Raw genomic sequence first — 11,829 nt, 5'->3', positions numbered from 1 at the left:
GCGTCGGGCCATGTCCGAGCATACCCTCGAACCTGACCCGGCGCCTGCGCCTTGCGTGCACTGCGGCATCCCCGTGACCACCCGCATCGCCGACCTCCCCGTCTGCGACGCGTGCTACACCGTCCGCGGAGCCTGCTGTCAGGAATTCGGCGAGGAGGATTAGCCGCTGACATTCGCGTAATTACGTAACGGATATACGTGCAAATTGCAGGGACCGGGGCTGGTGAACGTTTGGCGCGAAGCCTACATTGATAAGACGCCGTTATGTCCCGTCGTCTCCCATCGGCTCTGTTGCCACTCCTCTGCGCGCTCCTGGTCCCCGCGGCCCAGGCCCAGACGATTGGGTCCGGGGGTATTACCAACACGGATACATCGACCTACACCATCACCTCCAACGTGACCTTGGGCGCCAACCAGACCTGGGACGCCCAGGCCGGCGACATCGATGTGTCCGGCAACCTCAACGGCAATTGGCGCGCCCTCACCGTCACCGGGGCCCACGACACCACCCTCTCCGGCGACATCTCCAATCTCGCTTGGAGCAACGGCCTCACCAAGACCGGCACCGGCACCCTCACGCTTTCGGGCAACAACTCCTTTGGTGGCCCGGTTTCCCTCCAAGACGGCACCACTCTCCTCGCGTCCAATACCGCCCTCGGCGCCAGCACCTGGAACAACACCGTGCTCGCCAACGCCACCCTCGCCCTCTCCAACAACATCACGGTCACCGAGGGTAGCTTCAACATCGCCGGCCAGCTCCTCAACGTCTCCGGCGACAACACCCTCAACGCCTCCCTCACCCTCACCGGCAACACCACCTTCACCAGCCAACAGGACAGCCTCACCCTCAGCCAGACCGTCACGCAGGGCGACTACGACCTCACCCTCGCGGGCCCCGGCGACTGGAACGTCTCCGGCCAGGTCAACGCCAACAGCACCGGCACCCTCTCCCTCACCGCCAGCGGCCAGACCACCATCTCCGGCAACCTCAACGTCGGCGGCGGCCTCCTCATCGACAACACCGGCACCACCGCCATCTCCTCAAACCTCAACCTCGGCAACGGCGCCCTCACTATCCAGGGCGACTCCAACGCCACCCTCACCGGCGGCCAGGTCAACGCCGCCGGCGGCCTCACCATCGGTGGCAACGCCACCGTCGATATCGCCAACACCCTCAACCTCAGCGGCGCCGACATCACCCTCACCAGCACCGGCGACATCAACCTCTCCGGCGCCCAAATCAACGTCGGCGACATCCTCCTCTCCGGCGACGGTGCGACCACCTTTGGCACCCAGATCAACGCCGACTCCTTCGTGCAGACCGGCACCGGCACCACCATTTTCAACGGCACCGGCGACAACTACTTCGGCAGCGTCTCCCTTGAGGGCGGCACCGTGATCGCCGAACAGAACGGCATCGCCTTCAACACGACCAACCTCAACCTCGACGGCGTCGACCTGCAGTTTGGCGAAGACCTGCAGATCCCCGAGTGGACCACCGTCACCCTCACCGATGACGTCAACCTCCTCCTCAACGGCTCCACCCAGGTCTGGGACGAACTCATCATCACCGGCAACTCGGTCATCGATTTTGGCGGCGGCAACGCCAACCTCTCCATCGGCTCCATCACCATCGATGAAGGTGCCTCGCTCACCATCATGAATTGGAGCGAGGAGAACCTCGACGTGTTCAACGCCTCCATCGATCCCGACAGTGCGACCTCCGAGATCTCCTTCACCGGCGGCGGCAGCGCCTCCTGGGATCCCATCTCCGGCAACATCACCCCCATGACGCCGGTCCCCGAGCCGCGCACCTACGGCCTGCTCTTCATGGCCACCGCCCTCCTAGGCTACACCCTCCGCCGCAAATACCGTTCAGCCTAAATAACCCGCTCTTTAGTCTTTCTCTTTATCTTTCTCTTTCTCCCGCCCCGTGGCCGAGGCTTCCAGCCTCGGCACCCTGCCTCACCGCACACCCCCGCTTGCCTCACCGCCGCCCCCCCGTGGCCGAGCCTTCCAGCCTCGGCACCCTGCCTCACCGCACGCCGCCGCTTGCCTCACCGCCCCGCCGGCGCCCGCACCGCCACCGTCGCCAACACCTTGGGCACATACATCCGCGTCTCCGCCGGCAAGGCCTCCGCGATGCCAGCATAGTCCGTCGCGCCACGCTCCTTCAGCAGCCGCCCGACCCGTCCCGGCCCCGCGTTATACGCCGCCAAGGCCAACGGCCAGGACCCAAACCGCCCGTGCAGCTGCTGTAGATACTTCGCCGCCGCCGCCGAACTCTTCTGCGGATTCACCCGCTCGTCCCACGGCCGCAAGCGCAGCCCCATGTCCTCCGCCGTGCCGGGCATAAACTGAAACAGCCCCCGCGCCCCCACCGGACTGCGGGCATCCGGCTTAAACGACGACTCCACCTCCGCCAGCCATACCAGCCGCCCCGGGACCCCACCCCGCTCAAAGATCCCCTGCAACTCCGGCACCCAACGCTCCGCCCCCGCCGGCACCGCCCGCTGCCGCACCCGCGCCATCCACAACGAATAATGCGGCACCACCTCATCCGGCCGCTTCACCACCGGCTTTGATCCCTCCGGTCGCTCCGGCCGCAGCCGCTCTGGCGTCACCGCCCCCGGTTTCGGCTGTGACCGAATCCACTCCGCCGCCTCGATGTAATCCAAACGCTCCCGCAGCCAATCCGCATACGGCGCATACTCCGGCAGCGCCTGCATCACCACCAAAGCCGCCCGCGCCTCCCCGGCGTAGTCCGCCAGGTCCTCCAACGAGCCCTCCTGCAAAGCCGTCTGCAGGCGCGCCACAAACGTATCCACTTCCTCCTTACTCGGATACCGTAACTGCGCCTTCAGCTCCTCCGATGCATGCGTCTCAAACAAGGTCCGTCCCAATTCGTAGAGCCCCTCCAAATCAACCGCCGGCAGCTCTTCGGTCTCCGTCGTCTGCGCCATGCCCGACCTCAGCAGCGTTCCGACCGCCAGCGCGACCAGCGCGACGGCGCGCCGCCAGGCCCGGTTCCCGGAGCTCAACCTCGTGGCGTTTATCGAAAGGCGCTTCATGACCGGTTCCTCAAAATGGCTCATCCAACTCGCGGATTTCATCCCACAGCGGCTCCAAATCCCGGTCCGATTGCGCACTTTCATAAAAACTCGCGTCCAAGTCGATCGCGCGCAGCAAGCGTCGCCACGCCTCCTTCAAATCACCCAACAGACACGCATAACAGGCCAGGTTGTAGTGCAGCACCGCGCAGCCCTCGCCATGCTGCGGCTCGGCCTCCCGCAGCACCTGCTGCGCCTCGGCCACCTCTTCCAACTCGCGCAACGCGTAGGCCCACGAGATCCAGCCCTGCTCGTTCGTCGGCGCCACGCGCGCCAGCTCCCGCGCCACCGTCACCAGTTTCCGCCAACTTCGCGTCTCGTGATACAGCGCCACCCAAACCGTCAGCACCGGCTCCGTGCCCGCATCCTCCGCCGCCACCGCCTGCAACTCCGCGGCCGCGTCCTTATTCATGCCCAAGGCCAGATAACCACTCGCATATTCAATCCGTCGCCGCGTCGGAATCATCCCCGCCACTCAAGCTCACCCCCCTCCTCCCAAGCAACCCCCGACCCCGCATTTTCGCTCCCACTGCCCGTCACTCCACGCGAAAAACCGCAAGCCGCGTCGTGCTCAAATAGGCTTCCCACTCCGCAGCAATCCGGGTCAACGAATCATGCATTGGACACGGCTCTCCATTGCCACACCAAGTCGGTCCAAACGGACACATAATACCGGCATCGGCCCGCTCAAACTCCCGCACGATATCCAACAACGAGATCTCGCTCGGCTCCCGCTTCAGCCAATACCCGCCACCCGGCCCCCGCACCCCGTCCACCAAACCCACCGACGATAGCACGGTCAGCACCTTCGCCACCACCGGCTTCGGCAAATCCCGCGCCGCCGCGATGTCCGCCGAATTTAACTTCGTTTTTCCCCCGTCGTAACGCTCCGCCAGCAGGCTCATCGCTGCCACCGCTGTCTGGGCCACTTTTCCAAAACGCATCATAGGCCCGCCAATCTGGGGCAAAATTCGCGCATTAAAAGATAAAATACTCTCTTTTTCGGCTTTTGCTATTTGGAGCCTCCATGTGCTCATATCGGGCAATCCTCCCCCACCATGCCCCTCTACTCCAAACGGCTGAAATCCGTCGTGTTGCCCCTGCTCGTCGGAACGCTTGCCCTCTCGTCCGCTCGAGGCCAATCGACCCATTGGGCCGGCCAGCTCAACCTCAAGGTCACCGCCCGCTACGAGTCCGCCGAGCAGACCGGACTCAAAACCGCCAACGCCCTGACCGCTGGCACCGATCTCGGTTACACGGTCAGTTACGGCGACACTTTTAAAGCCTCCGCCCAGCTCGAAAACACCACCGCCCTCGACGCCGACAGCTACAACCAGGCCGGCCTCAATCCCGGTGGTGCCGGCAAGACGGTCATCGCCGACCCCGAGATCACCGAACTCAACCAGCTCTGGATCTCCGCCAAGTTTGACGCCGCCACCGCCAAGCTCGGCCGCCAGGTCATCATCCACGACAACGCCCGCTTCATCGGCAACGTCGGCTGGCGGCAAAATATGCAGAGCTTCGACGCCGCCCGCCTTTCCATTGCCGCCCCCGACAGCGGCCTCACCTTCGACTACGCTTACCTAACCAAGATCCTGCGCATCTTCGGTCGCGACCACGCCCAGGGCGAGTGGGACTCCGACTCCCACCTCTTCAACGCCTCTTGGAAGGCCCGCCCCGACCTCACCGTCACCGCCTACGCCTACTTCCTCGAATTCGACAACGCCGCCGCCAACAGCACCGCCACCACCGGCATCGCCCTCACCGGCAAACGCCCGCTCTACGACGACTTCAACCTCGTTTATCGCGCCGAGTTCGCCACCCAAACCGACTCCGGCAACACCCCCACCAACTTCGACGCCGATTACTGGTGCTTCGAAGCCGGCCTCGCGACCGCCCAGTTCTCCATCACCCTCGGTTACGAAGACCTCGGCGCCGATCACGGCATCGGCTTCAAAACCCCCTTGGCGACCGCTCACGCCTTCAACGGCTGGGCCGACCGCTTCCTCTCCACTCCCGCCACCGGCCTGGCCGATGCCTACCTCAAGGCCACCGCCAAACTCCCGGCCAAACTCTCCGCCACCGCGGTCTACCACGACTTCAGCGCGTCCGACGGCGGAGCCGACTTCGGCTCCGAAATCGACCTCACGCTGGCCCGCCCCCTCACCCCGCGAGTCTCCGCCTTGGCCAAACTGGCCGACTTCCACGGCGCCGGCCCGCAGCCCGATGTCACCAAATTTTGGTTACAAGCGGTCTTCACCTACTGACCCCGCCCGCCTGTGTCTGCCATCGCTCGCGTTTTCTCCGTGCTCCGGGCCCTGCGCCCCCCCCGCCGCTGGCATCTTGGCGTCATCCTGGCCCTCGGCGTCTTCGGTGGCCTTTCCGCCGTCACTTTCCACGTGTCCCGCGCCTCCTCCTACCTCGGCAATGATCCGGCCACCTGTGTGAACTGCCACGTCATGGCTCCCCAATACGCCACCTGGGCCACCAGTAGCCACGCCCGCGTAGCCACCTGCAACGACTGCCACGTGCCCCACGACAACGTGATCAAAAAATACGCCTTCAAGGCCTCCGATGGCACCCGCCACGCCTTCATGTTTACCTTCCACCTCGAGCCTCAGGTCATCCGCATCCACGAGGCCGGAGCCACCGTCGTGCAGGACAACTGCGTGCGCTGCCACAACGACCTGCTCTCCGAGGTCGGCCCCATGTTCGCCGACACTCCGCACGGGGCCGGTCGCGCCTGCTGGGACTGCCACCGCGAGGTGCCCCACGGCCGGGTCAACAGCCTCTCCTCCGTGCCCGACGCCAACGTCCCGCAACCCACCCCTCTCAACATGCCCAAGTGGCTCGAAGCCCAGCTATCCGAGCCCGCACCCACTCAACCCTAACTGCTCCGCCCGCCTCCCGCCATGAAGTCCCTTACCGAAACCGTCGAACGCCGCCCTTGGATCGGCTGGCTTCTCTTCCTCGGCACCATCGCCGGTGTCTTCGCCGTCGGCCTGCTCGCCGCTTCCATCGTCGAGCGCCGCCAGGAAACCTTCCGCACCGAACTCGTCCAACCCATCGCCGACGTCGAACCGCGCAATGGCGTCTGGGGCGTCAACTTCCCGCGCCAATACGACTCCTACAAGCGCACCCTCGAGGGCGACTTCGCCTCCGCCCACATGGGCTCCATCGAGATCGACTACCTCAAGAAGAACCCTCGCATGGTCATTCTCTGGGCCGGCTACGCCTTTTCCCGCGACTACAAACAGGGCCGCGGCCACGCTCACGCCGTCGAAGACATTCGCAACTCCCTTCGCACCACCGTCGAAACCCTGCCCGGCACCTGCTGGACCTGCAAATCCACCGACGTTCCCCGCGTCATCGGCGAGATCGGCGCCTCCGCCTTCTACGGCTCGAACATTATGGAGATGGGCAAGGAAATCACCAACGCCATCGGCTGCCAGGACTGCCACGACCCCCAGGGCATGTCTCTGCGCGTCACCCGCCCCGCCCTCGTCGAAGCTTTCGCCCGCCAGGGCAAGGATATCAATCAGGCCTCTCACCAAGAGATGCGCACCCTCGTCTGCGCCCAGTGCCACGTGGAGTATTACTTCAAGGGCAAGGACAAGTATCTCACCTTCCCCTGGGACAAGGGCTACTCCGCCGATGACATGGAAGCCTACTACGACGCCATCGACTTCGCCGACTGGGTGCACCCCCTGTCCAAGACCCCCATGATCAAGGCGCAGCACCCCGACTACGAACTCTACATGACCGGCGTCCACGCCCAGCGCGGCGTCTCCTGCTCCGACTGCCATATGCCCTACAAGAGTGAGGGCGGCCAAAAATTCACCGACCACCAAGTGCGTAGTCCTCTCGCGGATACCGCCCAATCCTGCGCCGTCTGTCACCGCGAGAACAACGACACCCTCCTCACCGATGTCTACAGCCGCCAGAACCGCGTCATCGAGTTGCTCGAACTCACCGAAAACGCCCTCGTCGCCGCTCACATCGAAGCCAAGGCCGCCTGGGAAGCCGGTGCCACCGCCGAGGAAATGAAACCCGTCTTGACCCTCATCCGCCACGCCCAATGGCGCTGGGACTGGGTCTCCTCCGCCAATGGCTACGGCTTCCACTCCCCTGTCGAAGCCAGCCGCGTGCTCGGCACCGCCGTGCAAAAGGCCGAATCCGCCCGCAACGCCCTCACCCGCGTGCTCTTCGCCCACGGCGTGACCGATCCCGTGGCCATGCCCGACATCTCCACCAAGGAAAAAGCCCAGGCCTACATCGGCCTCGACATGGATAAAATCCACGGCGTCAAGGAACGCCAAAAGGCCGAGAACTTCCCCGCCTGGGATGAAGCCGCCGCCGAGCGCGAAGCCCAACTTCCCGCCGCTCTCAACGCCGACTCCCCCCGCTACAACGAACTGTAACCGCAGACCCCGGTGGACGCGGCCCTCCAAGCCGCGTCTCCCTGTCTCTCCGCTCCGCTCCCGTCCGCGCCATGTCGACCGCCGCGACCACCTCACCGTCCCTGCTCCGCGCCACGCTCCGCACGCTCCCGCTGGGCAACACGTGGAGCGGCGCAGCGCTCGTCCTCATCGGCACCACCGCCGCCGGCTTCGGCGTCGATTTTGCCCTCCACCACCACGGCTTCCCCATCCCCGTCTGGCCGCTCAACGGCATCCTGCTCGCCGCGTGGATCGCCCTCCAACTCCTCACCTACTTCACCCTGCGCGGCACCTCCCTGCTCGCCACCCTCGCCGGCTCCCGCCTCGCCGTGCTCACTCTCGCCGGTTTGGCCACTTGGGGGGCCGTGCTCGGCACCTTCCCCCAGATCACCCACGCCCACGGTGAACCCGTCGCCCTCTACCAGCGTGTGCTCACTGCCCCGCCGTTTGTCTTCCTGCTGCTGCTGCTCACCGGCAACCTCGCCTGGGCCACCCTCACCCATCTGGCCCGCGGCCTCCACTGGTCCTCGCTCTTCCTCTTCAACCACGTCGGCGTTTATGTCGCCCTGACCGCCGCCCTCTTCGGCGTCGGTGACCTCCGCCGCCTCGACCTGTGGGTCAGCGAAAACGGCTTCGTCTGGCAGGGCACCGACAACGAAGCCCACACCACTGTCGAGACGCCCTTCGCGATTCACCTCCAGAAGCTCACCGTCGACTACTACCCGCCGCAACTCACCCTCCTCCACGGCGAAACCGGCGAACCTCTGCTCGCCCGCGGTGAGGACCTTCTCACCCTCACGGCCGACTCCTCCGGCACCCTCGCCGGTTACGCCATCGAGGTCTTCGAGGTCACTCACCAAGCCCCGTGGTCCGCCGCCGCCGACGACGGCGTCGCGGCCGCCCGCCTCAAGGTCACCGCCCCCGATGGTCGCAGCGCCGAGGGCTGGGTCTCCGCCGGCAATGCCCGCGTGCCCCCGCTCTTCGTCGGCCTCGGTGACGTCGTTGCCACCATGCCCGAACTGCGCGCCCACCTGTTTCAATCCGACTTCACCCTCGTGCGTCCCGACCAGGAACCGTTGCCCGCCTCCATTCAAGTCAACCGCCCGCTGCGCGTCGACGGCTGGTGGTTGTATCAGAAAGGGTATGACACCGCTCGACCCGACGGCCTGCGCTGGTCCCAGATTGAAGCCATTCGCGACCCCTGGCTGCCCGCCGTTTACACTGGTTTCGCCTTCATGAGCCTCGGCGCCCTGCTCGGCCTCGGTCGCGCCGCCGGCCTGCTCCGCCAACTCAAAACCCTCGGCCCGGAGGACTCCGCATGACCTGGCAACTGTTCCCTTGGATCGTCGGCGGCGCCGGCACGCTCTGGCTCGGCGGCTTTACCATCGGCCGCCAAAAACCATGGCCGTGGGTGCTCGCCGGCACCGCCCTCGTCATCGCCTTTCTCAGCGGCCTATGGCTCCACCTCGGCCGCCCGCCCCTGCGCACCCTCGGCGAAACCCGCCTGTGGTTTGGGGCCCTGCTGCCGCTCTGCGGCCTCGCCATCTACATGCTCGTGCGCTGGCGCTGGCCCCTCGCCTACGCCGTGGGCATCGCGACCTTGTTCCTCACCATCACCGCCCTGCGCCCGGAGACCCACGACCGCACGCTCATGCCCGCCCTGCAGAGTCCGTTCTTCGTGCCGCACGTCGTGCTCTACCTGCTGGCGTATGCGTTTCTCACCTACGCCGCCGCGCTGGCCGCCTGGGCTTGGTGGCAGGGTCGACGCGATGACGACAGCGCCCGGCAGCGTTGCAGACGCACCCTCGGCCTGGCCGAAGTTGGCCTTTGGTTGGGCTTCAGTTTTCTCAGTCTCGGCCTGCTCGCCGGAGCCGTCTGGGCCAAGGAGGCCTGGGGTCACTACTGGACCTGGGATCCCAAGGAAACCTGGGCCTTCCTCACGTGGGCCGTTTATCTCGGCTACCTGCACCTGCGCTCAGAATGGCAGGCTCGCCCCCGTCGCGCCGCCGCCTACCTTGCGCTGGCCAGCGCGGTGGTCATGGTATGTTGGTTTGGCGTCAATTACCTGCCCTCTGCCCAACAGAGTGTGCACACCTACGCCGGCTGACGGACCCGATGACCACAACCGATTCCCTCTTCGACCGCGTTGGCGGTCGCGATCCGCTCCTGCAGCTGCTGCGCTCCTTCTACGCCGATGTGCGCCAACACGCCGACATAGGCCCCATCTTCGCCGCCCACGTCACCGATTGGCCGAACCATTTGGAGAAGATCGCCAATTTCTGGAGCACCGTCCTCGGCGGCCCGACGCGCTACGCCGGTCCCGTCTATCACGTCCACAAATCCATGCCGCTTCAGCCGCCTCACTTCGCCGCCTGGTTGGAGCTCTGGAGCCGGCATTGTCACATCAAATTCCCCGGCCCCATCGCCGAAGAACTCGTAACCGTCGCGCACAATTTCGCCCGACGCCTGCAGAGCTGATTTCCCTCCCCCGACCATGGCCAACACCCTCTTTTCGGCAACCGCGCGCGAAGCGACCCAACTTCCCGCCGCCTCACTGCAAACCGCGCCTCCCGGCGGAATCTTGAGCCAAACCCTGCTCTCCTGCGTCGGCGGCAAAGCCATGCACTTCGCCCTCGATGAAGGCGAAGAACTGACCGAGCACACCAACCCCCACCAAGCACTGGTGATCGTGACCCGCGGCCGCCTCATCATCACGGCCGGCGGCGAGCAATTCGAACTGAACCCCGGCGACCACCTGCATTTCCCGCCCCAACTCGCCCACGCCGTCCGCGCCCCCGAGCCCGCCGCCTTCACGCTCCTGTTGCTCAAGCCCTGAGACCAAATTCAACCGCGGTATTGTCACTGGTCTCGAGCAGCATCTCGCATGCGATCGCTCAAGAAGCCGACTCGCCAAACCGCTCTCCGTCGCGCAAGGTCACTCCCATCCCCGTGAAACTGCTCCACTGCTACGTCTCTCCCGGCCACAACTTTTTTGGCCATCACGGCAAACCCGCCGGCACCCACCCGACCCTCGAAGTCGACTCCGTGGAATGTGTCGCGGGCCGCGGACTGCAGGGCGACCGCTTCTTCGACTTCAAAGACAACTACAAGGGCCAGGTCACCTTCTTCGCCATCGAGGTGTTTCAAGCCATGCAACAGGCTCTCGGTGTCTACGACCGCGAACCCTCCGTCCTGCGTCGCAACATCATCACCGAGGGCGTCGACCTCAACACCCTCATCGGACGGGAGTTTGAGATTCAGGGTATCCGCTTTTTGGGCACCGCCGAATGCAGCCCCTGCTACTGGATGGACCAGGCCTTCGCCCCCGGCGCCGAGGAATTCTTAAAAGGCCGCGGCGGCCTCCGCGCCCGCATCCTCACCAGCGGCACCCTCGCCCTGGACCCCGTCCTAGCCAGCTGCTGAACCAGCCAGCAGGCCCCCGCATCTGCGCCACTTGCCCGCCTCAGGCGAGTCTGCTGCGGCCCTGTCCTCCCCTAAACCTGGAGGCGCCCTCCGCGCCCTCAGTGCCTCCTCTGTGCCCTCTGTGGCTAAGAAGAACCCCTGCCCCTCGGCCCCTGCCTCACCACCGCCGCGACCGCCGCACCCGCACGGGTAGCCTCAGCTCCCGAACGCCGCCGCCTTGGTCGCGTGCTGCTTCTCCAGGCTCCCACACACCAGCTCGCACAGGTCAAAAATCGACGGATCCCCGATCGAATAAAACACCTGCAAACCCTCCTTGCGGCGATTCAACACCCCGGCATTCGCCAGATGCTGCAGGTGCCGCGACACATTAGCCTGCGTGCCCCCGCTGAGCTCCACCAACGTGTTCACCGACTTCTCTCCATTAAAGAGCGCGTGAATCAGCTTCAGGCGCATCGGCTCGGCCAGCGCCGCAAAGCGCCGGGAGATCTGATCTATGGCCTGTTCGGAAAGTTGACGCGGCTTTTTTCCCATCACCGCTATTGAGCAAACGCTTGACATGGCTGGCAACTATATACGTATATGCGCATGCAGTAGCCTTACCGTCAACCATGAAAACCGACTCCTTCATTCGCATCCTGGCCGGCCTGATGATTCTCATCAGCGTCGCTCTTACCCACTTCGTAAGTCCTTGGTGGCTCTTGTTCACCACCTTCATCGGGCTTAACCTCATCCAATCCGCCTTCACCGGTTTCTGCCCCCCCACCCTCATCTTGCACAAGTTGGGCTGGGTGCGTGCCGATGGCACGATTGCGTGGGGCGGCCAATAACCCCGCCCCGCCCGCTCCCTGACCCTCCTC

At 65.1% G+C, this 11,829-nt stretch carries 15 protein-coding genes; 11 read left to right on the top strand and 4 right to left on the bottom strand.

Annotated features, from left to right (window positions below; genetic code table 11):
* Positions 1–10 precede the first annotated feature (10 nt).
* Positions 11–163 (top strand): hypothetical protein, encoded by a 153-nt coding sequence (locus tag K1X11_RS16210; protein WP_221031286.1) that lies wholly within the window; start codon positions 11–13, stop codon positions 161–163.
* 101 nt (positions 164–264) lie between these two features.
* Entirely contained in the window at positions 265–1,884 is a 1,620-nt protein-coding gene (locus tag K1X11_RS16205; RefSeq protein ID WP_221031285.1) for a beta strand repeat-containing protein, read from the top strand.
* Between the two features lie 173 nt (positions 1,885–2,057).
* Here the strand turns inward: K1X11_RS16205 and K1X11_RS16200 are convergent, their stop codons facing one another.
* From K1X11_RS16200 to K1X11_RS16190, 3 genes are all read right to left on the bottom strand, one after another.
* Positions 2,058–2,963, bottom strand: a complete 906-nt coding sequence (locus K1X11_RS16200; protein ID WP_324726009.1) for a lytic transglycosylase domain-containing protein — start codon at positions 2,961–2,963, stop codon at positions 2,058–2,060.
* A 118-nt stretch (positions 2,964–3,081) separates the two neighbouring features.
* Positions 3,082–3,522, bottom strand: a complete 441-nt coding sequence (locus K1X11_RS16195) for a tetratricopeptide repeat protein (RefSeq protein WP_221031283.1) — start codon at positions 3,520–3,522, stop codon at positions 3,082–3,084.
* 124 nt (positions 3,523–3,646) lie between these two features.
* Positions 3,647–4,147, bottom strand: coding sequence for an RrF2 family transcriptional regulator (locus tag K1X11_RS16190; RefSeq protein ID WP_221031282.1), 501 nt, complete (start codon positions 4,145–4,147; stop codon positions 3,647–3,649).
* 21 nt (positions 4,148–4,168) lie between these two features.
* On the opposite strand from K1X11_RS16190, the gene K1X11_RS16185 reads away from it, so the two are divergent.
* The 8 genes from K1X11_RS16185 (at position 4,169) to K1X11_RS16150 (ending at position 10,972) form a co-directional block, all read left to right on the top strand.
* Entirely contained in the window at positions 4,169–5,377 is a 1,209-nt protein-coding gene (locus K1X11_RS16185; RefSeq protein WP_221031281.1) for an alginate export family protein, read from the top strand.
* Between the two features lie 12 nt (positions 5,378–5,389).
* Positions 5,390–6,001 (top strand): cytochrome c nitrite reductase small subunit, encoded by a 612-nt coding sequence (gene nrfH, locus K1X11_RS16180; protein WP_324726008.1) that lies wholly within the window; start codon positions 5,390–5,392, stop codon positions 5,999–6,001.
* 21 nt (positions 6,002–6,022) lie between these two features.
* Entirely contained in the window at positions 6,023–7,531 is a 1,509-nt protein-coding gene (locus tag K1X11_RS16175; RefSeq protein ID WP_221031280.1) for an ammonia-forming cytochrome c nitrite reductase subunit c552, read from the top strand.
* Between the two features lie 71 nt (positions 7,532–7,602).
* On the top strand, positions 7,603–8,871 hold the full coding sequence (locus K1X11_RS16170; protein ID WP_221031279.1) for a cytochrome c biogenesis ResB family protein: 1,269 nt from the start codon (positions 7,603–7,605) through the stop codon (positions 8,869–8,871).
* Entirely contained in the window at positions 8,868–9,656 is a 789-nt protein-coding gene (locus K1X11_RS16165) for a cytochrome c biogenesis protein (RefSeq protein ID WP_221031278.1), read from the top strand. Before K1X11_RS16170 ends, K1X11_RS16165 begins: the two co-directional genes overlap by 4 nt.
* An 8-nt stretch (positions 9,657–9,664) precedes the next feature.
* Positions 9,665–10,027, top strand: a complete 363-nt coding sequence (locus K1X11_RS16160) for a truncated hemoglobin (RefSeq protein WP_221031277.1) — start codon at positions 9,665–9,667, stop codon at positions 10,025–10,027.
* Between the two features lie 16 nt (positions 10,028–10,043).
* A complete protein-coding gene (locus tag K1X11_RS16155; RefSeq protein WP_221031276.1) occupies positions 10,044–10,385 on the top strand; it encodes a cupin domain-containing protein in 342 nt (113 codons plus the stop codon).
* A 113-nt stretch (positions 10,386–10,498) separates the two neighbouring features.
* Positions 10,499–10,972, top strand: a complete 474-nt coding sequence (locus K1X11_RS16150) for an MOSC domain-containing protein (protein ID WP_324726007.1) — start codon at positions 10,499–10,501, stop codon at positions 10,970–10,972.
* A 195-nt stretch (positions 10,973–11,167) separates the two neighbouring features.
* Here the strand turns inward: K1X11_RS16150 and K1X11_RS16145 are convergent, their stop codons facing one another.
* Positions 11,168–11,530 (bottom strand): ArsR/SmtB family transcription factor, encoded by a 363-nt coding sequence (locus K1X11_RS16145; RefSeq protein WP_225919459.1) that lies wholly within the window; start codon positions 11,528–11,530, stop codon positions 11,168–11,170.
* Between the two features lie 50 nt (positions 11,531–11,580).
* Between K1X11_RS16145 and K1X11_RS16140 the strand changes: the two genes are divergently transcribed.
* Positions 11,581–11,799, top strand: a complete 219-nt coding sequence (locus tag K1X11_RS16140; protein ID WP_221031275.1) for a YgaP family membrane protein — start codon at positions 11,581–11,583, stop codon at positions 11,797–11,799.
* The last annotated feature ends 30 nt before the right edge of the window (positions 11,800–11,829 follow it).

This window comes from Actomonas aquatica (genome assembly GCF_019679435.2).
GTDB lineage: Bacteria > Verrucomicrobiota > Verrucomicrobiia > Opitutales > Opitutaceae > Actomonas > Actomonas aquatica.
Note: the sequence above shows the minus strand (reverse complement) of the source record. Positions and strands in the feature narration are given on the sequence as shown.